This is a genomic window from Actinoplanes sp. ATCC 53533, assembly GCF_003947245.1.
Window position 1 is genome coordinate 42,168 of record NZ_QHHV01000033.1, and the last position, 20,711, is coordinate 62,878.

Genomic DNA, 20,711 nt, shown 5'->3' on the forward strand with positions numbered 1-20,711 from the left:
GATCAGCGCACCGCGGCCTCCTGCTCGCTTTCGACCTGCTGGTTCCACTCGCGTTTGGTCGACTGCCAGCCGTCCTCGTTCAGGCCGCGCCGCCAGTAGCCGGAGATGGACAGTTGGGACATCGGCAGGCCCCGCTCGACCCGCAGCAGCGCTCGCAGGTCCTTGACGAAGGCGGCCTCGCCGTGGACGAACGCGTGCACCTCGCCGGCCGGGAAGGCGCACCCGCGAACCGCCTCGACCAGCGTCTCGCCCACCGGCCGGCCGTCGCGGTGCAGCCAGGTGATCTCGGCCGCCGCGGGGCTCTCCAGCTTTTGCTCCTCGGCCGCGTCCTCGACCTCGATGAACGCCCGCACGGTCGCGCCGGCCGGCATGGCCTCCAGCGCAGCCGCGATCGCCGGCAGGGCGCTCTCGTCGCCGGCCAGCAGGTGCCAGTCAGCGTCCGGGTTGGGGGCGTAGCCGCCGCCCGGGCCCATGAAGCGGACCGGGTCGCCGATCTGCGCGGCGGCGGCCCACGGCCCGGCGATGCCCTCGTCGCCGTGCACCACGAAGTCGAGCCACAGCTCCGGCACCTCGGGGCGCCAGCGGCGCACCGTGTATGTGCGGACCAGCGGCTGTTGGTCGCGCGGGAGCGTCTCGCGGATCACGGCGAGGTCGAACGGCTCCGGGTAGCCGACCCCGGCCCGCGGAAACAGGATCTTGACGTAGTGGTCGGTGTGCGCGCCGGCGGTCAGCCCGGTCAGGCCGGCACCGCCGACCACGATGCGGATCATGTGCGGGGTGAGCTGCTCGACCCGGGTGACTTCCCCGATCGTGGCCGCCCGGACTGGCCTGTTCGGCATGAGAACACATCCCTCTTGGTCTCGGTCCGGGTAAGGCTACCCTTACGAAACCACCGGGCGGTGATTCTCGGTCCCGAGCCGCTCGCGGGAGAGCGCCAGCGGCAGCAGTGCCACCAGCACCATGACGGCGCCGAGCGGCAGCAGGTCGAGGTTGACACCGATCCCGGCGAAGCCCAGCAGCACCACGATCGGGCTCCAGACCGGCAGCCGGCGCGCCAGGACCAGGCGGACGAGCAGGACCAGCAGACCCACCTGGAACAGCAGCGGCCCGGGCACTTCCAGCGCGTCCGGCAACGGCGCCGCCGAGCGGAAGCCGGCGGACAGGTCGCCGGCGATCACCCACAGGAAACAACCCGCCCCGAACAGCGCGGCGGCCGTCGCGGCGTCGACGACGGCCCGCCGCCACCGGGCGACCGGGCGGTCCAGGCCGCGCAGCGCGACGGCGAGCACGGCGAACAGCACGATGGCGACGAAGAACGCGAGGTGCCCGAGATCCCAGGCCGGGCCGTCGTGCCGCTGCCCGTCCAGGCCGTCGACCACCCGCAGCAGGCCATAGACCAGCATGAGGGCCGGGGCGGCGAACGCGCACAATCTGACGAGTCTCGGCATACCCGCAGCCTGCCGGTGAGCGCCCTCAGCACACATCCGGGATTGACCCCGACACGACCCCGAGAGTCATGGCATGGTGTCCGGAGAGGAGGGTGCCATGCCCGGGGACCGTACGTTCGTCATCGCCGGCGCGGGACTCGCCGGCGCCAAGGCCGCCGAGACCCTGCGCGGTGAGGGCTTCACCGGCCGGATCACGCTGGTGGGCACCGAGCCCGAGATTCCGTACGAACGGCCGCCGTTATCCAAGGGCCTGCTGCTCGGCTCGACCGAACGCGCCGACGCGTACGTGCACGACGCGGCCTGGTATGCCGCCAACGACGTGGATCTGCGCACCGCCACCACCGTCAACGCCATCGACGCGGAGAAGCGCCGGGTCCGGCTCTCCGACGGTGACGACCTCGGCTACGACAAGCTGCTGCTCGCCACGGGCGCCTCGCCACGCACGCTCGGTGTGCCCGGCGCCGGGCTGGAGAACGTCATCTCCCTGCGTACCCTCGCCGACTCGGACCGGATCGCCGCGGCCGTGCACGGGGGCACCCGGCTGGTGGTCGTGGGTTCGGGCTGGATCGGCCTCGAGGTGGCCGCGGCGGCCCGCCTCCGCGGCGCCACCGTGACCGTGGTGACGCCCGCCGCGCTGCCGCTGCGCGGCGTCCTCGGTGACCGGCTCGCGAAGGTCTTCGCCGCCCTGCACCGCGAGCACGGCGTCGACTTCCGCTTCGGCGCCCGGATCCACGAGCTCCGCGGCGGCCCCGAGGTGGCGCAGGTGGTGCTCGCCGACGACACCACCATCAACGCGGACGTCGTGCTGGTGGCCGTCGGCGTCACCCCGAACACGGCCCTGGCCGACCAGGCCCGGCTCCCGGTCGACAACGGCGTCCTGGTCGACCGGCAGCTGCGCACCGCCGACCCGGACATCTACGCCGCCGGGGACGTCGCGACCGTCGACCACCCGCTGCTGCGGGCCCGGCTGCGCGTCGAGCACTGGGACACCGCCCTGCACGCGGGACCGGTCGCGGCGCGCGCGATGCTCGGCCAGGACGCCCAATGGGACCGGCTGCCCTACTTCTTCACCGATCAGTACGACCTGGGCATGGAATACGCCGGCTGGGTCCCGCCCGGCGCCGAGGCCGAGGTGGTGATCCGCGGCGACGAGCAGGGCCGCGAGTTCATCGCCTTCTGGACCGTCGACGGTCGGGTCGCCGCCGGAATGAACGTCAACGTGTGGGACGTGACCGAGCAGATCCAGGAGTTGGTCCGCGCCGGGCTCGCCGGGAGCACCGTCGACCCGGCCCGGCTGGCCGACCCGGAGGTCGCACTGCCGAGCCTGCTGCCATGACCGCCCGCACCGAGCGGCACCCAGCCGCACCTGCCCACGACCCCGCAGGCGAGGACCAGAAGGCCATGGCCAAGGAGACACAGCCATGACCGCCCACACCGAGACGGGCATGGTCAAGGGGGCACTGCCATGAGCGACGCCCTGGCGCGGCTGCGCCGCTGGGAGGAGTCCGGCGCGACCTGGCGGGTGCTGGTCCGCACCCCGGAGTCCGTCGAGATCGCGCTGCTCACCTGCGACGCGGGCGAGGAGGTCGACCGGCTGCGCAGCGGTGACCGGGCCGTGCTCGACCACGTGGCCGCCCGCGAGGACGCCTGGGAGCGGGACGCCTGACCGCGCGGTCCCGGGCTGGATCGCGTTTGCGAAGATCGGGCGATGTCGCGTCCGCCGTCCGAGGTGCAGGAGCACCCGGCGGAGGTTTCCTCGCATCCGGGCGTTTCGCGGTGGTTCCGGCTGGCCCTGGTCGGCGTCTCGGTCGGTGCGCTGGCGGTGGTCGGCCTGCGCGGGCGGCTGCCCGACCCGGGCGAGTTCATCGCGGCCCTCGCCGGCGCCGGGTACGGCTGGGTCGCGGTCGCCGCGCTGCTGCAGGTTGTCTCGCTGGCGGCCTTCGCGTTCCAGCAGCAGCGCCTGCTGGACAACCTCGGCGTCCGGCTGCGGGTGCGGCGCCTGATGGCCATCACCCTCGCCCGCTCGGCGCTGTCGATCAGCCTGCCCGCCGGGGCGGCCGTGTCGACCGGCTACGCGATCCGCGAATACCAGAAGGCCGGGGTGTCCCGGCGGATCGGCGCCGCCTCCGCGGTCGTGTCCGGGCTGGCCTCCATCGGCGGCCTCACGCTGCTCTACGTCGTGGGCGGTGCCGGGGTGCTGGCCCGCGATCCGGACACCTACCTGAGCTGGCGCCCGCTCGTGGTGGTCGCCGCGCTCGCCGGGATCACCACCGCCGGGATAGTGCTCGGACGGTGGTTCTCCGCGCGACCGCGCCGCACCCCCGCCGGCCCCAGCGCCGGCGCGGTGCGGGACAGCCGGGCCGGCCGGCTCGTGATCCGGCTGCTGGGCTCGGCCCGCGGTGCCTGGCAGGCCGGCGCGGGGCTGCGGGTGCGCGACTGGGCGGTGGCGCTGGCCTACGCCGCGGTGAACTGGCTGACCGACCTGCTCTGCCTGGCGGCGGCCACCCGGGCGCTGGGCCTGCCGGTCGGCGTGACCACGCTGGCCGGGATCTACCTGGGCGTGCAGATCGTGCGGCAGGTGCCGCTGACGCCGGGCGGGGTCGGCGTCGTCGAGACCGCGCTGGTCGCCGGGCTCACCGCGAGCGGGGCGACGGCGATCAGCGCGGCCGCCGCCGTGCTGATCTACCGGCTGATCTCCTGCTGGCTGATCATCCCGGCCGGCGGCCTGGCCGCGATCGCCCTACGCCGAGCGACCACAACCCGCCCAGAATGAGACCACCCCAGCCCCCATCACCCTGCAACCGCGACCGCCCGCGCCAGGCGACCACAGCCCGCCCAGGATGAGACCACCCCAGGCAGCACCACCCCGCAACCACGACCACCCCCGAGCCAGGCGACCACAGCCCACCCAGGATGAGACCACCCCAGGCCCTCATCACCCCGTAACCGCGACCCCCCGCGCCGGGCGATTAGCTCGCGTCCGGCGTGATGCTCCCCCCGGCGCGGGTGACCGTCACGATCTGGTGCTTGGTCAGGGGCTGGTCGCTTTGTGAGCTGGCGTCGCTCAGCGCGCAGAGCACGTTCAGCTCCGGCATGTAGCCGGTGACGCTGCCCCGGGGTGTGTCGTAGCCGATCGCCCGGTAGCCCCACACCGTCCGGGTGCTGCCGTCGCGGGCGTGGCTGGTGATGTCGATCAGGTCGTATTCGCTCAGTCCGCGCTCGGCCATGTCCGCGCGGTTCATGAACAGCAGTGTGCGCAGGTTTTTCACGCCGCGGTAGCGGTCGTTGTCGGAGTAGATCGTGGTGTTCCACTGGTCGTGCGAGCGGACCGTGGACAGCATCAGGCGGCCCTCCGGCGGGACCACGTCGGGCAGCGGCGCCGGGTGGAACTCGGCCTTGCCGGACGGGGTGAGCCAGACCCGCTCGCGGGCCGGCTGGGCGAGCCGGAAGCCGAGCGGCTCGCGGACCCGGGCGTTGAAGTCCTCGAAGCCGGTCAGCGCCGCGGCCATCACGTCCCGGATCTTGTCGTAGTCCTCGGCGTATGCCTCCCACGGCGTGGCCGAGGACGGCATGGTGGCGCGGGCCATGCCGCAGATGATCGCGCACTCCGACTGCAGATGCGGCGACGGCGGCTTGCGCTTGCCGTACGACAGGTGCACGTAACTCATCGAGTCCTCGACCGTGACACCCTGCTCGCCGGTGGCCCGGACGTCCTTCTCGGTGCGGCCCAGGCAGGGCAGGATCAGCGCGCGCCGGCCGTGCACCAGGTGGCTGCGGTTGAGCTTGGTGCTCACCTGCACGCTCAGGTCGGTGTTGCGCAGCGCCGCGAAGGTCGCCTCGGTGTCCGGCGCGGCGAGCACGAAGTTGCCGCCCAGGCTGACGAAGACCTTGACCGCGCCGGCCCGCATCGCCTCGATGCTGGCGACCGTGCCGAGGCCGTGCTCCCGCGGCGAGGTGATGCCGGTGGCCGCGTCGAGCTTGTCCAGCCATTCCCCGGTCGGGTGGTGGTTGACGCCGCAGGTGCGGTTGCCCTGCACGTTGCTGTGCCCGCGGATCGGCGACGGGCCGGCGCCGCGGCGGCCGATGTTGCCGCGCAGCAGCAGCAGGTTGATGATCTCGCGCATCGTGTCGACGCTGTGTTCCTGCTGGGTCAGGCCCAGGCACCAGGCGATGACGCTGCGCCGCGAGGCGATGTATTTGCCGGCCAGGTCGCGGATGATCTCCTCGCTGACCCCGGACTGCCGGACGATGTCGTCCCACTCCGTGCCGTCGACGAGCTTGCGGTACGCGTCGTACTGGTCGGTGTGCTGCTCGATGAAGTGCTGGTCGACGGCGTCCTGTTCGAGCACCACCTTGGCGACGCCGCGCAGCAGGGCCAGGTCGCCGCCGATCCGCGGCTGCACGTTCATGGTGCCGGTCGGGGTCGCCTTGAAGGTGCCCATCGCGACGAAGTCGTGCGGCACGATGGTGCGCCGGCTGGCCGCCTCGATCAACGGGTTGACGTGCACGATCTCCGCGCCGCGCCGGGACGCCTTGGCGAGCGAGGAGAGCATCCGCGGTGCGTTGGAGGCGGCGTTGACGGCCATCAGGATCAGCAGGTCCGCCGACTCCCAGTCCTCCAGGTCGCAGGTGCCCTTGCCGGTGCCGATCGCCGCGGTCAGCGCCCGGCCGCTGGCCTCGTGGCACATGTTGGAGCAGTCGGGCATGTTGTTGGTGCCGAACTCGCGCACCCACAGCTGGTAGAGGAACGTGGCCTCGTTGCTGAGCCGCCCCGAGGTGTAGAAGGTGGCCTCGTGCGGACCGGCGAGCCCCCGCAGGGTGTCGCCGACCAGGGCGTACGCGTCCGTCCAGGAGATCGGGACGTACTTGTCGGTGCCGGGGTCGTAGCTCAGCGGCTCGGTGAGCCGGCCCTGGTTCTCCAGGTCGAAGTCGTTCCAGCCGTTGAGCTCGGTGACCGTGTGCTCGGCGAAGAAGGCGGCGCCGACCTCCTTGCGGGTCATCTCCCAGGTGACGTGCTTGACGCCGTTCTCGCAGAAGTCCAGGTGCAGGCCGTTGCGGTCGTCCGGCCAGGCGCAGCCGGGGCAGTCGAAGCCGTCCTTCTTGCCGCTGAGCTTGAGCTGGTTCATCTTGAGCACGGCGTGCGGGGCGCCGAGCGGCTCGCGGGCCTTGGCGATGATCTGGGCGACGCTGCGCGCGGCGCCCCAGCCGGCCGACGGGTGGTGCTCGTCCTGCTGGGAGAAGTCGCCGCCCCGGTTCGGTCCGCGACCCGCCGCGGGAGTGTCCGGGGAGCCCTGAGCCAGGCGGTCTCCTGGGATCTCGGTCATGTCTGCTCCTTCTCCGCACGTGCCCTTATCGCCAAGCTTCCATGGCTTCGGGCATTTCGCCAACCGCAAGCACGATAGCTACGGAAACAGTGGTCGCGAGGGCTTGCCTGCTGCGGATTCGGTGAAAAGATGTCTCCGCGAGACGGGATATCTCTGCGGGAGGCCGGATGACCACCAAGAGCACGCTGACCAACTTCATCGGCGGGGCGGCGGCCGCGCCGGCCGACGGCCGGTACGAGGACCTGATCGACCCGTCCACGGGCGAGGTCTTCGCGGCCGCGCCGGTGTCCGGGCAGGTCGACGTCGACCGGGCGATGGCCGCGGCCGCCACGGCGTTCGAGCAGTGGCGGGAGACCACCCCGAGCGAGCGGCAGCGGGCCCTGCTGCGCTTCGCCGACGCGGTGGAGGCCCGGGCCGGCGACCTGGTGGCCGCCGAGTCGCAGAACACCGGCAAGCCGCTCGGACTGACCGCCAGCGAGGAGCTGCCGCCGGCCGTCGACCAGATCCGGTTCTTCGCCGGCGCGGCCCGGCTGCTGGAGGGCCGCTCCGCCGGGGAATACCTGGCCGGCTACACCAGCTACGTGCGGCGCGAGCCGGTCGGCGTCTGCGCGCAGGTGACGCCCTGGAACTACCCGCTGATGATGGCGGTGTGGAAGCTGGCCCCGGCCATCGCGGCCGGCAACACCGTGGTGCTCAAGCCGTCGGACACCACCCCGGTCACCACGATCATGCTGGCCGAGATCGCCGCGGAGTTCCTGCCGCCGGGCGTGCTGAACGTCGTGGTCGGCGACCGCGACACCGGCCGCGCGCTGGTCGCGCACCCGACGCCGCGGATGGTCTCGATCACCGGCTCGGTGCGCGCCGGCATGGAGGTGGCCTCGGCCGCCGCGGCCGACCTCAAGCGCACCCACCTGGAGCTCGGCGGCAAGGCCCCGGTGGTGATCTTCGACGACGCCGACGTCGGGGCCGCCGCCGCGGCGATCGCCGAGGCCGGCTACTTCAACGCCGGGCAGGACTGCACCGCCGCGACCCGGGTGCTGGCCGCGCCCGGCGTCTACACCGACTTCGTGGCCGCGCTGGCCGAGCAGGCCCGGGGCACCCGCACCGGCGTGCCGAGCGACGAGGACGTGCTCTACGGCCCGCTGAACAACGCCCGGCAGCTCGACCGGGTCGGCGGGTTCATCGACCGGCTGCCCGACCACGCCAGCCTGGAGGCCGGCGGCGGCCGGGTCGGCGACCGCGGCTACTTCTACTCCCCCACGGTCGTCTCCGGGCTCCGGCAGACCGACGAGATCATCCAGGACGAGGTGTTCGGGCCGGTCATCACCGTGCAGCGCTTCACCGACGAGGACGAGGCGGTGCGCTGGGCCAACGGCGTCGAGTACGGCCTGGCCTCCTCGGTGTGGACCCGCGACCACGGCCGGGCGATGCGGATGACCCGGCGGCTGGACTTCGGCTGCGTCTGGGTCAACTGCCACATCCCGCTGGTCGCGGAGATGCCGCACGGCGGCTTCAAGCACTCCGGGCACGGCAAGGACCTTTCCGTGTACGGCCTGGAGGACTACACCCGGATCAAGCACGTCATGCACAGTCTCGAGGGGTGATTCCGCCATGACCGACCGCACCGAGCTGCGCCTGACAGAAGGCGCAGACTGCCGCAACGGCGAGGGCCAGGAGGGCATGGCTGAGGTGACCCAGCGTTCGGAGGAGTTGCACAAGCGCAGGCACGCGGCCGTCGCGCGGGGCGTCACCTCGATGGTGTCGTCCTACGTGGACCACGCCTCGGGCGGCAGCCTGCACGACGTCGACGGCCGCGAATGGATCGACTTCGGCTCCGGCATCGCCGTGACCAGCGTCGGCAACGCGGCGCCCCGGGTGGTGGCGGCCGTCCGCGAGCAGGCCAAACGGTTCACCCACACCTGCTTCATGGTCGCGCCGTACGAGTCGTACGTCGCGGTGTGCGAGCAGTTGGCCGCGCTGACCCCCGGCACGTTCGACAAGCGGGCGGCGCTGTTCAACTCCGGCGCCGAGGCGGTGGAGAACGCGGTCAAGGTGGCCCGGCACGCGACCGGCCGCCAGGCGGTGGTGGTGTTCGACCACGCGTACCACGGGCGGACCAACCTGACGATGGCGCTGACCGCGAAGTCGATGCCGTACAAGCACCGGTTCGGGCCGTTCGCGCCGGAGGTCTACCGGGCACCGATGTCGTATCCGCTGCGGGACGGCGGGCTGGCCGGGGCCGAGGCGGCGGCCCGGGCGATCGACGTGATCGAAAAGCAGGTCGGCGCGGCCAACGTGGCGGCGGTGCTGATCGAGCCGATCCAGGGCGAGGGCGGCTTCGTGGTGCCCGCCCCTGGCTTCCTGCCCGCCCTGGCCGGCTGGGCGCGCGAGGCCGGGGCGGTGTTCATCGCCGACGAGGTGCAGACCGGCTTCTGCCGCACCGGATCGTGGTTCGCCTGCGACGACGAGGGCGTGCAGCCGGACCTGGTGACCACGGCCAAGGGGATGGCCGGCGGGCTGCCGCTGGCCGGGGTGGTCGGCCGCGCCGAGTTGATGGACGCGGTGCACCCGGGCGGGCTGGGCGGCACCTACGGCGGCAACCCGATCGCCTGCGCCGCCGGGCTGGCCGCCATCGAGACGATGCGCGAGCTGGATCTCAATGCCGCGGCGCGGCGGATCGAGGCGCTGTTCGTGCCGCGGCTGACCGCCCTCGCGGCGGACGATCCCGGCATCGCCGAGGTGCGGGGCCGGGGCGCGATGCTGGCGATCGAGCTGGTCAAGCCCGGTTCGCTGGAGCCCGACCCGCTGCGCACGGCGGCGGTGGCCCGGGCCTGCCACACCGCCGGCCTGCTGGTGCTGACCTGCGGCACCTACGGCAACGTGCTGCGGTTCCTGCCGCCGCTGGTGATCTCCGACGATGAGATGTCGCGCGGGCTCGACATCCTCGCCGCCTCACTGCTCGCGCAGCTGCCAGGGTGAGCCGTATTCGATGAGCTTGTCGAGGAAGGGCACGGCGTCGAAGGCCTCCGGGCCCAGCACGCCGGCGGCGCGCCAGGCCCCGGTGGCGAGCAGTTCCAGGGCGATGACCGGGTTGACGGCGGTCTGCCAGACCACGGCCTGCGAGCCGTATTCCCGCATGGACCACTCGTTGTCGACGACGTGATAGAGGTAGACCGAGCGCGGCCGGCCGTCCCGGCCCGCGCCGGTGACCAGGGTGCCGGCGCAGGTGCTGCCGGTCATCTTGTCGCCGAGCCCGGCCGGGTCGGGCAGGCAGGCGGCCACCACGTCGCGCGGTGACACCGAGACGCCGCCGACGCGCACCGGTGCCGTCCGGTCCAGGCCCAGCTTGCGCAGGGTCTTCAGGACGTCGATGAACTCCTTGCCCAGCCCGTACTTGAAGGTGACCCGCCGCGCGTCGATCCAGCGCGGGATCAGCAGCACCTCCTCGTGCTCGACGTGCACGCACTCCACCTCGCCGATGCCGCCCGGGAAGTCGAAGACCTCGGGCTCGCTCAGCGGCTCGGTGGTGAACCAGCCCCGGCCGGCTTCCCAGATCACCGGCGGGTTGAGGCACTCCTCGATCGTGGTCCAGACCGAGAACGAGGGCGCGAAGTCGTAGCCGGCCACGACCAGGTTGCCGCCGTCGCGGATGCCGATCTCGTCGATCCTCCCGAACAGGTGGTCGGCGGCGTAGCGGGCGAAGACGTCGGACAGGCCCGGCTCCACGCCCATCCCGACCAGCGCCAGCCGGCCCGCGTCCAGCCAGCGGCCGGCGGCGGCGAACTGCTCGTCACCGAGCTTCACCCCGGTCCGGGCGAACGGCTCCTCGGGATGCGGGCGGGACAGCGACATGGCCATGTCGAGATAGTCGGCGCCGGCCTCGTACGCGCCGTCGAAGATCGGCATCACGAACCGCGGGTCGACGGCGTTCAGCACGTGGGTGATGGCGTGCTCGCGGCACAGCGCCGCTACGGCTCGCGCGGAGGAGGCGTCGAGTCGCGCGGCGACGAAGCCCTTCGCCTCGTGCCCGGCGACCGCGGCGCGAGCACGCTCGATGTCGTAGTCGGCGACCACGAACTCGTCGTAGAAATCGCGGCGAGCGGCGATGCCGACGGCGGCGGTGCCCACCCCGCCGGCACCGACGAGCAGTACGCGCATGGCATGCCCTCTCCCCAAGGTCGCCCATCACGGCCCAACGAGAACCGAAATCGTGCTGCGTGCACGGTATCGCAACGGAAACACTTGTCAATCGGCCAAGATTCTGCGATAAACGCAGTCAGCAGGATCGCGTCCACCCCAGGAAAGCCAGTCGCATGCCCACAGCCGCAGCACCCGCCCGCCGCACCCGGCCGCCGCTCCACCGAGCGCGGTCCGCTCCGCCACGGAATCGCGGGATTGCCCGGAATGTGCCGACGGATTCCGTTGCCATCCGGCGGGGCGCACGCCAGAATCGCTGCGTGACGGACCTGGCGCTGGACGACGTGAACAAGCAGATCATCGAACACCTGCAGCGGGACGGGCGGATGTCCTACGCCGGGCTGGCGAAGATCATCGGGTTGTCCGAGGCGGCCGTGCGCCAGCGGGTGCAGCGCCTGCTGGACGGCGGGATGATGCAGATCGTCGCGGTCACCGACCCGCTGATGCTGGGCTTCGCCCGCCAGGCCATGGTCGGGGTCAAATGCGTCGGCGACATGCGGGTGATCGCCGACCAGCTCGCCGCGATCCCCGAGGTCGACTACGTGGTGATCTGCGCGGGCGGCTACGACCTGCTGGTCGAGCTCGTCTGCACCGATGACGAGCACCTGCTGCGGCTGCTCAACGAGGCCATCCGGGCGGTGCCGGGCGTCACCGGCACGGAGACGTTCATGTATCTCAAGCTCGCCAAGCAGACCTACGCGTGGGGGACCAGATGACGACCGAGCCGCTGCACACCGAGCCGCTGCACACCGAGCCGCTGCACACCGAGCCGCTGCACACCGAGCCGCTGCACACCGAGCCGCTGCACACCGATCTGTCCGGATCCGCCCGGGATCACCTGTGGATGCACTTCACCCGGATGTCGACCTACACCGGGCCACAGGCCGGCGAGGTGCCGGTCATCGTGCGCGGCTCCGGGCCGTACATCTGGGACCAGAACGGCAAACGCTACCTGGACGGACTCTCCGGGCTGTTCGTGGTGCAGGCCGGGCACGGCCGCAGCGAGCTGGCCGAAGCCGCCGCGAAGCAGGCCTCCGAGCTGGCCTACTTCCCGCTGTGGTCCTACGCCCACCCGACCGCGGTCGAGCTGGCCGAGCGGCTGGCCGGGCTGACGCCCGGCGACCTGAACCGGGTCTTCTTCACCACCGGCGGCTCCGAGGCGGTGGAGAGCGCGTGGAAGCTGGCCCGCAGCTACTTCAAGCTGACCGGCAAGCCGATGAAGACCAAGGCGATCTCGCGGTCCATCGCCTACCACGGCACCTCCATGGGCGCGCTGTCGCTGACCGGGCTGCCGCTGATCAAGCAGGAGTTCGAGCCGCTGGTGCCGGGCGCGTTCAAGGTGCCGAACACCAACTACTACCGGCGGCACGACGAGTCGATGAGCGAGGAGCAGTTCGGCATCTGGGCCGCCGACCGGATCGCCGAGGCCATCGAGTTCGAGGGCCCGGAGACGGTGGCCTGCGTGTTCCTCGAGCCGGTGCAGAACGCCGGCGGCTGCTTCCCGCCGCCGCCGGGCTACTTCCAGCGGGTCCGGGAGATCTGCGACCGGTACGACGTGCTGCTCGTCTCCGACGAGGTGATCTGCGCGTTCGGCCGGCTCGGCGAATACTTCGGCTCCACCCGGTTCGGCTACACGCCCGACATCATCACCTGCGCCAAGGGCCTGACCTCCGGATACGTGCCGCTGGGCGCGATGATCGCCTCGGAGCGCCTGGTCGCGCCGTTCCTGGAGGGCGGCAACTCGTTCTCACACGGCATCACCTTCGGCGGGCACCCGGTCGCCTCCGCGGTCGCGCTGGCCAACCTCGACATCTTCGAGCGCGAGGACCTCAACGGTCACGTCCGGGCCAACTCGGCGCTGTTCCGCTCCTACCTGGAGCGCCTGAACGACCTGCCGATCGTCGGCGACGTCCGCGGCGACGGCTACTTCTTCGGCATCGAGCTGGTCAAGGACAAGACGACCAAGGAGACCTTCGACGCCGACGAGTCCGAGCGGCTGCTGCGCGGCTTCCTGTCCCGCGCGCTGTTCGAGGCCGGGCTGTACTGCCGCGCCGACGACCGCGGCGACCCGGTCATCCAGCTCGCTCCCCCGCTGATCTGCACCGAGGAGCACTTCGCCGAGATCGAGCACGTCCTGCGCGGGGTGCTGACCGAGGCCTGGACCCGGCTCTGAGCCGGCCCGCGGCGGAGGATCCAGGCGAGTTCGCGACATGAGCCAGTCTTTCTGGCTGGCCGCGCTGGGCGAACCCGGCCCGGCCCGGCCCGCGCTGCCCGGCGACCGCAGCGTGGACGTCGCCATCGTGGGCGCCGGATACACCGGGCTGTGGACCGCCTACTACCTGGCCCGCGCCGACCCGTCGCTGCGGATCGCGGTGATCGAGGCGCGGTATGCGGGCTTCGGCGCCTCGGGACGCAACGGTGGGTGGTGTTCCGGGCTGTTCCCCGTACCGGTGGCCGCGCTGGCCCGGCGGCACGGCCGCGAGCAGGCCGTGGCCATGCACCGGGCCCTGGCCGCGACGGTCGACGAGGTGGGCCGGGCCGCCGCGGCCGAGGGCATCGACTGCTCCTTCGCCAAGGGCGGCACGGTCGCGCTCGCGCGGTCCGCGGCCCAGCTGCGCCGCGCCGAGGCGGAGGCGGCCGAGGCCCGGGAGTACGGCCTCGATGTGTCGCTGCTGGACGCCGCAGCCGCGCGGGAGAAGTGCGGCGCGACCGGCGTGGTCGGCGGCACCTTCAGCCCGGACTGCGCCTCGCTGCAGCCCGCGGCGCTGGTCCGCGGCCTGGCCACGGCCGTCGAGCGCCGGGGCGTCGCGATCCACGAGGGCACCCGGGCGCTGCGGCTGTCCCGCGGGTCGGTGGTCACCGATCACGGCACGGTACGCGCGGAGGTCGTGATCCGGGCCCTGGAGGGCTACACGGCCGCCCTGGCCGGCCACCGGCGCGCCCTGGCGCCGGTGTACTCCCTGATGATCGCCACCGAGCCGTTGCCGCCCGAGGCCTGGGAGCGGATCGGCCTGGCCCGGCGCGAGACGTTCACCGACCACCGGCACCTGATCGTCTACGGCCAGCGGACCGCCGACGACCGGCTGGCATTCGGCGGCCGGGGTGCGCCGTACCACTTCGGCTCGCGGGTGCGCCCGGCGTACGACCGGGAACCGGCGGTCTTCGCCGCCCTGCGCCGGGCGCTGACCGACCTGTTCGGCATCGATCCGCCGATCGCGCACCGCTGGGGCGGGCCGCTGGGCATCCCCCGCGACTGGATGCCGTCGGTGGGGCTCGCCGACGGCCTGGGCTGGGCCGGCGGCTACGTCGGCGACGGCGTCGCGGCGGCCAACCTGGCCGGCCGCACCCTGGCCGACCTGATCACCGGTACGGAGTCCGAGCTGACCCGGCTGCCGTGGGCCGGGCACCGCTCGCGGAACTGGGAGCCGGAGCCGCTGCGCTGGCTGGGCATCAACGCCGCGCTGCGCGGCACGGCGCTGCGCGACGCCTGGGAAGTCGCCAGGAGATAGCAGTCGCCAGGAGTTAGAAGTCGCCAGGAGTTAGAAGTCGCCAGGAGATAAAGGTGCAGAACGCCGGGGCCCGGCCGATGGGGTGGCCTGACAGTCAGCGACGACGACAGGGGATCACCATGGCAGTCGAGGCCATCGGCTCGACCGACCCGAGCAGTTCCGGCGCCCGGACCGAGTTTCAGCGCAACCAGCAGCGGATCGCATCCGAACTGGCGGAGAAGGCGGCCGCGAAGGTCGCCGCGATCGACAAGCAGGCCGTCACCAGGACCGACACCGAGGCCCTGCAGGAGCGCCAGGCGAGCGGCCAGACCGCGGACATCGGCCGGATCGGCAGCGCCCTGGATCTGGTCATCTGAGGCACGCGCCGCGCGACCCGCACCGCCACGTGGTTTGCCGGTGGCACGGCGGTGCGGGTCGCGGCCACAGTGGACCTCGCCGAACAAGAGCTCGCTGCAAAGACCTCGCTGCACAAGAGCTCGCTGCAAAGACCTCACTGCACAAGAGCTCGCTGCAAAGACCTCACTGCACAAGAGCTCGCTGAACGAGACCTCGCGCAAAGACCTCGCTGAATAGACGCCCTTGACTGTCTCGACACGACGGCTTAACGTCTGCGAAACCTTCCGGGCACCGTCGAAGTCTTCGAGGTCGTCGATGAAACGTTTCATGACCGCCACCACCGTGCTGCTCCTCACCAGCGCCCTCGTGGTCTCCCCAGCCCAGGCCGCAGCCCCCACGGTGACGCAGACGTCCGTCACCGTGCTCACCACTTCCGGCCGCACCGCGCTGACCTACACCGGCTACATGAACGGCGAATCGTTCCAGCAGGACGGCATCACGACCGTCGCCGGCTGGCAGTACACGGCCTTCTGGGACCAGAGCGGCTACGTGAACCTCTCCCGGCGCCAGCTGCCCGGCGGCGCCTGGCAGAACCTGCGGCTGACCGACTACGCGACGACCTCCACCGACTCGCACAACACCATCAGCATCGGCATCTCCCGCCAGGACGGCAGCATCCACCTGGCCTTCGACATGCACTCCTCGGTGCTGCGCTACCGCCGGTCGGTGGCCGGCCTGGCCACCTCGCCCGGCACGGCGGCCTGGTCGACGAGCAGCTTCGGCGCGGTGGTGACCAGCCTGACCGGCGCCGGCATGCCGACCATGACCTACCCGCAGTTCCTCACCACCCCGGCCGGCAAGCTGCAACTCGCCCTGCGCACCGGCACCAGCGGCGCCGGCGACGAGGTCCTCTACGAGTACGCGGGCGGCGCGTGGAGTTCGATCGGCCGGTTCATCGACGGCACCACCGCGAACAACAACGCGTACCTGTTCGGCCTCGAATACGACAGCACCGGCCTGCTGCACGCGACGTGGACCGTGCGGGAGACGTCGAACGCCAGCACCAACCACGACCTGTACTACGCGTACAGCAGGGACGACGGCCGGACCTGGCGCGGCAACGCCGGGTCCGTCATCGCGACCACCGGGAGCGCACCGCTGATCTCCGACGCGGCCGGCCTGCGGGTCTGGGCGATCGGCCAGAACCGCGGCCTGATCAACCAGGAGTCGCAGGTCGTGGACCAGGCCGGGATCGTGCACGTGCTCGCCTCGCACCTGCCCGCGGCGGCGGCGAGCACGAGCGACTTCACCGCGGCCCGGGAGAAGGCCGTGCTGGTGCACTACTGGCGGGACAAGGCGTCGAAGGTCTGGCACCAGACGTACACGCCGTTCCTGGAGCGCTCCAGCCGCGGCGACATCGCGGTCGACGCCGCGGACAACCTCTACGTCGCCAGCGGGGACTCCTCCACCCGCAAGCTGCACATCCAGACGGCCTCGAAGGCCTCTGCCTGGAGCGACTGGACCCTGCGGTACACCTCCGGCGCGATCTACTACTCCGACCCGCTGGTCGACCACGAGCGGCTGCGCAGCCTGGGGGTGCTGAGCATCTTCGCCCCGCGATACGGCGGCAGCCAGATCGACGTCCAGGACTGGACGGTACGCCCCTGACGGGCCTTCTGGGCTGCGGCGACTACCCGGGGCCGGCCTGCACCGCGCCGCGTCACGACGCCGCGGGCTGCGGCTCCGGCGGACGGCCCCGGTACCACAGGTGCACGCCGTACGCCGCGGCGACGACGGCCATCAGCAGGCCGGTCCACCCGCCAAGCGTGACGACGAAGGGCATGCTCAGCCACAGCAGGAGGGCGACCACCGGGCGCGGCGGCAGGTGCCGGGGCGGCCGATGGTTCCTGATGCCGAATTCGGGGTCCTCGGCGAGGAGACCCGAGACGATCTCGTTGAACTGGCGGCGATCGTAGGAGCTGAGCACAGTGCCTCCGCGGAGCCCGTGGCGGTCGGAAACTTCTGCCGGCGGCCGCCACGGTGCGGCCGCCGTCAGAGGCAGATACGGAGAACTGCCCCACCCGGGATGAGACATGACGGCCGAACCGATGGGATTTACGTCACAATCCGACGACCTCTCACGTTCGCCACGCGGCGGGTGAGCGCCTTGTCGCGGCCCGTTGTGGTAAACGACCACGACGGCGGGAAATCGCGGACTCCAGCGCCCCACGGGCTCCACTGCCACGCGGACTCCGGCGCCACGCGGGCCCCACTGCCACGCGGGCTCCACTGCCACGCGGGCTCCACTGCCACGCGGGTTCGCTGTCACCAGGTGAAGCGGCCGGGGTAGGTCACGTCGGCGAGCTTGTTCTGCCCCTCGACGTCGGGGTGGAAGTAGTCGATCTCGTTGACCAGGTCGAGCGAGAAGCGGACGCCGTGCGCGCTGCCGCCGTCCCAGCGACACTTGCGGCCGTACTTCTCGCACGCCGCGGCGAGCTCGCGGTTGTAGGCGTCGACCCGGTCACCGACCTTGCGGCGGCGCTCCTCGTCGGCCTCGGCGGTCGAGGTCGGGCGGGCCAGCAGGGACTGGCACACCCCGCCGCTCCAGGCCCGCACGGCGCGCTCGTTGTCGTGGCCGAGCTGCCACAGGCGGTAGAGGTCCGGGATGCTGACCACCAGCACCCGGGCCTTCGGCAGGCCCTTCCGCAGCCGGGTGAGCGCCTTGTCCACCTGCTTGCGGAAGGTGCCGGTCCCGGTCATGTCGGCGACCCGGTCCACACACGCGTCGTTGGCGCCGATGAGGACGGTGACGTACTGGACCTTGTCGTCGACCGCCTGCGCGGCCTGACCGGCGAGATCGCGCGCCCGGGCGCCCGGCACGGCGTAGTTGCGGGCATGACCCTTGATCGCGGAGTTGTCGTCGCGGATGCGCCGGTAGTGACTGTCCACGGCGGCACTGCCGCCGGTCGACCATGAGTTGCGGCTGCACGCGACCAGGGTGAAGCAGGTGCCGTAGCCCGCCGTGATGGAATCACCCAGCGCACCCATCGACGCGGGCAGGCCCTTCTTCGGGGTGCCGGCCGGTTCGGGAGCGGCGGTCCCGGTGCCCTCGCACGCCAACGCGAGCGCGGCGAGCAGGGCGAAGACCACCAGATGCCAGCGACGAAGCACGATCAACTCTCCAATATCACCCATAGCAACGACTGCATCACCGTAAGGCATTGCCCGGCACACCGTCACCCCGCTCGCCGCAGGCCACGCCGGACACCGCAAGCCGATCGCCCTGATCACGAGCCACTCCGCACTCACCGCGACCATGAGCCGCCCGGGTCAGGAACGACCTCCGCATGACCGGGCGCCCAGCAAGCCACGCCTACCCAAGATCGGCCGTGGGCCGCACGCTGTTCACCCGGCCAGCACGGGCCCCGGGTCCACCCACTGTGATTCTTGGTGCCTGCCGGTGCGGAGCGGGCTGCATCTGTTCACGATCGGCCGTGTTCGGGTTCGCCGGGCGGCTACGCGCTGCGGGTCGCCCGCAGTGGTTCTTAGTGCGTGTCGGCCACGTTCCGCCGGAGCCGCACCCCACCTGGCCCGGCACCGCACCGCACCAGGGCCGGCACCCCACCAAGGCCAGCACCCCACCAAGGCCAGCACCCCACCAAGGCCAGCACCCCACCAAGGCCAGCACCCCACCAAGGCCAGCACGCGCACGGTTGCCGCGTTCGGTCAGCTTTCCTCGGTGCTGCTGGAGGGGACGCCGTCCGAGCAGGTGACGGTCATTCGCACCAGCCTGTTGCCGTGCTTGAAGACCGCCAGGGTGCTCGACGCCGGCCCCTCGTCGACCTCGTTCACCTTGTAGGGCTTGGTCGCCGACCAGGACAGCAGTTGCGCGGTGGAGGCACTCGGGCAGGTGGCCCGGACCGAGCCGCCGGTCGAGGTCAGGGTGCGCTCCTCGGCGGGAGGGTCGGTCGTCGGCGCGGCCGTGGTGGGCTCGGGCTCCTCCGCGTCCGGCGCCGCGGTGGTCGTGGCCGATGTGCCGCCTGCCGGTGGTGGAACGCCTTGGCCGTCCGGCGTGCGGCCGGGACCACCCGCGGCCGGCCCGGTCGTCTTGCCCGCGCCGGCTGGCCCGCCGCCCGGATTACTCGCCTTCCCGGCGGCGGAAGGCCCGCCCACCGGAGGCACGGCGGCAGAGGCCGGGGCATCGCTGAACATCGGCGCCCCCGCCGAGTCCCGGGCCTTGTCGCCGCCGGGACCGATCAGCCACCAAAGTAGGCCCACGACGGCGAGCAGGGCGACTGCGGCCGTGACCGTGACGACACCTCTGCGGCGCCGCCTGGTGGAGGTATCCGGCCCGTCCGCCGCCATGCCGGGCACAAAGGCAGCCGCGCCACCGGCGGCACGCACAGCCGGACCTGCCGGGTCATCCCGACGTGCGGAAGGGACGGCCAGACCAGACGCGGCATCCCCGGAGGCACCAGAGCCGGCAGAACCGGGACCGAAACCCGCACCGGGGCCGGAGGTGCCTACGCCGGACGTCGAAACAATGCCGGACGTGACGCCACGCGCGGACCCTCTGCCAGCGGTAGTAGTGCCACGCTCGGACACCCCGCCAGAGGCAGTGCCACGCTCGGACACCCCGCCAGAAGTAGCGCCATGCGCCGATGACACGCCGGGGGTGAAGGTGGCCGCCCGTCGGGCGGCCTCATCCGCGCCAGCGGTAACCATCGACCCGCCGTGACCGAAGCCATCCGAGCCAGAAGCCGAGCCAGGAACCAAACCAGGAACCGAGCCAGAAGCCGAACCGGGAACCGAGCCAGGAACTAAACCAGGAACCGAGCCAGGAACCGCACCGGGAGCCGAGCCCGGAACGGGGGCGCGAACCTGGGCGAAAACGGCAGGATGGACAGCATCGGGCTCGGCGACGGCAGGAGCCGCCAGGCCATCCGGCCCGGCGGATCGGGGCCGGATCAGCACGGACGGCTCGCTGTCGATGCCCGGGCCGGCCGGGCCGACGGGCACCGCGTCCTCCACCACGCGCAGGCCCGCGCCCTGGGCGAGCAGCGCGGCCGCCTCGCGGGCGCTCGGGCGTTGCGTGGGGTCCTTGCTCAGGCAGCGGTTGCACAGCGCGGTCACGTAGTCGGGCACACCCGGCCGCACCGGCAGCGGTTCCGGGTCGATGTAGATGTGCGCGCTGAGCATCTGGGTGGTGGTGTCGGCGCTCCACGGCGAGTGCCCGGACAGCATCCGGTAGAGCAGCACGCCCAGCGCGTAGACGTCCGAGGCCGGCTGCACGCCGTCGGCGGTGAGGCGTTCCGGGGCGAGGTAGGCCGGGGTGCCGAGGACCTCGAACTCCTCGTCGCCGGTGCCGCCCGGGTTGATCGCGGCGGCGATGCCGAAGTCGACGACCTTCGCGCCGACCGGGGTCACCATCACGTTGGCCGGCTTGATGTCGCGGTGCACCAGGCCGTCGGCGTGCGCCGCGGCCAGCGCCGCCGCCACCTCGGCCGCCATCCGCATCGCGAAGCGGGGCGACATCGGCCCGGCGTCCATCCGGTCCTGCAGCGTGCCGCCGCGCACGAGCTCCATCACCACGTACGGCACCGAGGCGCCGTGCTCCTGGGCCTCGCCGTAGTCGTACACCTGGGCGATGTTGGGGTGCGACAGCGCCGCCGCCGCGCGGGCCTCGGCCCGGATCCGGTCGCGGGCGTCCGGCTCCCCGGCGTGCCTGCCGGCCAGCAGTTTGACCGCCACCGGGCGGCCGAGCACCTCGTCGCGGGCACGCCAGACCACCGCCATGCCGCCGACGCCGATCTGGTCGACCAGCGCGTAGCGGCCACCGAGCAATTGTTCCCCGTCCATCGACGTGCAGTCTGCCCGGATCCGCGCCGCGAAGCAAA

Annotated in this window: 17 protein-coding genes; 10 read left to right on the top strand and 7 right to left on the bottom strand. The window is 72.0% G+C overall.

From position 1 onward, the window contains the following. Positions 1-2 precede the first annotated feature (2 nt). Together DMB66_RS13250 and DMB66_RS13255 are read right to left on the bottom strand one after the other, a co-directional pair. On the bottom strand, positions 3-839 hold the full coding sequence (locus tag DMB66_RS13250) for a siderophore-interacting protein (protein ID WP_125804368.1): 837 nt from the start codon (positions 837-839) through the stop codon (positions 3-5). A gap of 42 nt (positions 840-881) precedes the next feature. After that, positions 882-1,448 carry a hypothetical protein gene (locus DMB66_RS13255; RefSeq protein WP_125804369.1) on the bottom strand — a complete coding sequence of 189 codons (567 nt, stop codon included), beginning with the start codon at positions 1,446-1,448 and terminating at the stop codon, positions 882-884. A 97-nt stretch (positions 1,449-1,545) separates the two neighbouring features. Between DMB66_RS13255 and DMB66_RS13260 the strand changes: the two genes are divergently transcribed. From DMB66_RS13260 to DMB66_RS13270, 3 genes are all read left to right on the top strand, one after another. Continuing rightward, complete coding sequence (locus tag DMB66_RS13260) at positions 1,546-2,784, top strand: NAD(P)/FAD-dependent oxidoreductase (RefSeq protein ID WP_125804370.1); 1,239 nt, start codon at positions 1,546-1,548, stop codon at positions 2,782-2,784. 129 nt (positions 2,785-2,913) lie between these two features. After that, entirely contained in the window at positions 2,914-3,114 is a 201-nt protein-coding gene (locus DMB66_RS13265) for a hypothetical protein (RefSeq protein WP_125804371.1), read from the top strand. 42 nt (positions 3,115-3,156) lie between these two features. Further along, entirely contained in the window at positions 3,157-4,221 is a 1,065-nt protein-coding gene (locus DMB66_RS13270) for a lysylphosphatidylglycerol synthase transmembrane domain-containing protein (protein WP_125804372.1), read from the top strand. 196 nt (positions 4,222-4,417) lie between these two features. Here the strand turns inward: DMB66_RS13270 and DMB66_RS13275 are convergent, their stop codons facing one another. Then, positions 4,418-6,772, bottom strand: coding sequence for an FdhF/YdeP family oxidoreductase (locus DMB66_RS13275; protein ID WP_125804373.1), 2,355 nt, complete (start codon positions 6,770-6,772; stop codon positions 4,418-4,420). 167 nt (positions 6,773-6,939) lie between these two features. Between DMB66_RS13275 and DMB66_RS13280 the strand changes: the two genes are divergently transcribed. Together DMB66_RS13280 and gabT are read left to right on the top strand one after the other, a co-directional pair. Next, positions 6,940-8,376, top strand: coding sequence for a gamma-aminobutyraldehyde dehydrogenase (locus tag DMB66_RS13280; protein WP_125804374.1), 1,437 nt, complete (start codon positions 6,940-6,942; stop codon positions 8,374-8,376). A gap of 76 nt (positions 8,377-8,452) precedes the next feature. Next, positions 8,453-9,751 carry a 4-aminobutyrate--2-oxoglutarate transaminase gene (gene gabT, locus DMB66_RS13285; RefSeq protein WP_125804410.1) on the top strand — a complete coding sequence of 433 codons (1,299 nt, stop codon included), beginning with the start codon at positions 8,453-8,455 and terminating at the stop codon, positions 9,749-9,751. Here gabT and DMB66_RS13290 read toward each other — a convergent pair. Beyond that, on the bottom strand, positions 9,725-10,930 hold the full coding sequence (locus DMB66_RS13290; protein WP_125804375.1) for a saccharopine dehydrogenase family protein: 1,206 nt from the start codon (positions 10,928-10,930) through the stop codon (positions 9,725-9,727). The two genes, gabT and DMB66_RS13290, sit on opposite strands and share 27 nt — an antisense overlap. Before the next feature lie 299 nt (positions 10,931-11,229). Between DMB66_RS13290 and DMB66_RS13295 the strand changes: the two genes are divergently transcribed. The 5 genes from DMB66_RS13295 (at position 11,230) to DMB66_RS13315 (ending at position 16,482) form a co-directional block, all read left to right on the top strand. Continuing rightward, on the top strand, positions 11,230-11,685 hold the full coding sequence (locus DMB66_RS13295; RefSeq protein ID WP_233624515.1) for an Lrp/AsnC family transcriptional regulator: 456 nt from the start codon (positions 11,230-11,232) through the stop codon (positions 11,683-11,685). An 86-nt stretch (positions 11,686-11,771) separates the two neighbouring features. Next, complete coding sequence (locus DMB66_RS13300; RefSeq protein WP_255440616.1) at positions 11,772-13,142, top strand: aspartate aminotransferase family protein; 1,371 nt, start codon at positions 11,772-11,774, stop codon at positions 13,140-13,142. A 37-nt stretch (positions 13,143-13,179) separates the two neighbouring features. Then, positions 13,180-14,478 (top strand): FAD-binding oxidoreductase, encoded by a 1,299-nt coding sequence (locus DMB66_RS13305; protein ID WP_125804378.1) that lies wholly within the window; start codon positions 13,180-13,182, stop codon positions 14,476-14,478. Positions 14,479-14,597: 119 nt separating this feature from the next. Next, positions 14,598-14,834, top strand: coding sequence for a hypothetical protein (locus DMB66_RS13310; protein ID WP_125804379.1), 237 nt, complete (start codon positions 14,598-14,600; stop codon positions 14,832-14,834). 307 nt (positions 14,835-15,141) lie between these two features. Next, positions 15,142-16,482: a BNR repeat-containing protein gene (locus tag DMB66_RS13315; protein WP_233624516.1), complete on the top strand. Its 1,341-nt coding sequence runs from the start codon at positions 15,142-15,144 to the stop codon at positions 16,480-16,482. 52 nt (positions 16,483-16,534) lie between these two features. Here the strand turns inward: DMB66_RS13315 and DMB66_RS13320 are convergent, their stop codons facing one another. The 3 genes from DMB66_RS13320 to DMB66_RS65540 all read right to left on the bottom strand — a co-directional run bounded on the left by DMB66_RS13320 (position 16,535) and on the right by DMB66_RS65540 (position 20,673). Continuing rightward, on the bottom strand, positions 16,535-16,801 hold the full coding sequence (locus DMB66_RS13320) for a DUF3040 domain-containing protein (RefSeq protein WP_158647224.1): 267 nt from the start codon (positions 16,799-16,801) through the stop codon (positions 16,535-16,537). Positions 16,802-17,139: 338 nt separating this feature from the next. Continuing rightward, positions 17,140-18,009 carry an SGNH/GDSL hydrolase family protein gene (locus DMB66_RS13325; protein WP_125804382.1) on the bottom strand — a complete coding sequence of 290 codons (870 nt, stop codon included), beginning with the start codon at positions 18,007-18,009 and terminating at the stop codon, positions 17,140-17,142. Positions 18,010-18,540: 531 nt separating this feature from the next. Next, the gene (locus tag DMB66_RS65540) at positions 18,541-20,673 is read right to left on the bottom strand and encodes a serine/threonine-protein kinase (RefSeq protein WP_199752293.1); all 2,133 of its coding nucleotides are present in this window, start codon (positions 20,671-20,673) and stop codon (positions 18,541-18,543) included. Positions 20,674-20,711: the final 38 nt, after the last annotated feature.

Bases quoted from the DNA above. Each gene is read 5' to 3' on its own strand.
- DMB66_RS13260 (WP_125804370.1), top strand. From the start codon at position 1,546: ATGCCCGGGGACCGTACGTTCGTCATCGCCGGCGCGGGACTCGCCGGC.
- DMB66_RS13255 (WP_125804369.1), bottom strand. From the start codon at position 1,448: ATGCCGAGACTCGTCAGATTGTGCGCGTTCGCCGCCCCGGCCCTCATG.
- DMB66_RS13250 (WP_125804368.1), bottom strand. From the start codon at position 839: ATGCCGAACAGGCCAGTCCGGGCGGCCACGATCGGGGAAGTCACCCGG.
- DMB66_RS13275 (WP_125804373.1), bottom strand. From the start codon at position 6,772: ATGACCGAGATCCCAGGAGACCGCCTGGCTCAGGGCTCCCCGGACACT.
- DMB66_RS13305 (WP_125804378.1), top strand. From the start codon at position 13,180: ATGAGCCAGTCTTTCTGGCTGGCCGCGCTGGGCGAACCCGGCCCGGCC.
- DMB66_RS13270 (WP_125804372.1), top strand. From the start codon at position 3,157: ATGTCGCGTCCGCCGTCCGAGGTGCAGGAGCACCCGGCGGAGGTTTCC.
- DMB66_RS13315 (WP_233624516.1), top strand. From the start codon at position 15,142: ATGACCGCCACCACCGTGCTGCTCCTCACCAGCGCCCTCGTGGTCTCC.
- DMB66_RS13290 (WP_125804375.1), bottom strand. From the start codon at position 10,930: ATGCGCGTACTGCTCGTCGGTGCCGGCGGGGTGGGCACCGCCGCCGTC.
- DMB66_RS13265 (WP_125804371.1), top strand. From the start codon at position 2,914: ATGAGCGACGCCCTGGCGCGGCTGCGCCGCTGGGAGGAGTCCGGCGCG.
- DMB66_RS13325 (WP_125804382.1), bottom strand. From the start codon at position 18,009: ATGGGTGATATTGGAGAGTTGATCGTGCTTCGTCGCTGGCATCTGGTG.
- DMB66_RS65540 (WP_199752293.1), bottom strand. From the start codon at position 20,673: ATGGACGGGGAACAATTGCTCGGTGGCCGCTACGCGCTGGTCGACCAG.
- DMB66_RS13310 (WP_125804379.1), top strand. From the start codon at position 14,598: ATGGCAGTCGAGGCCATCGGCTCGACCGACCCGAGCAGTTCCGGCGCC.
- DMB66_RS13280 (WP_125804374.1), top strand. From the start codon at position 6,940: ATGACCACCAAGAGCACGCTGACCAACTTCATCGGCGGGGCGGCGGCC.
- gabT (WP_125804410.1), top strand. From the start codon at position 8,453: ATGGCTGAGGTGACCCAGCGTTCGGAGGAGTTGCACAAGCGCAGGCAC.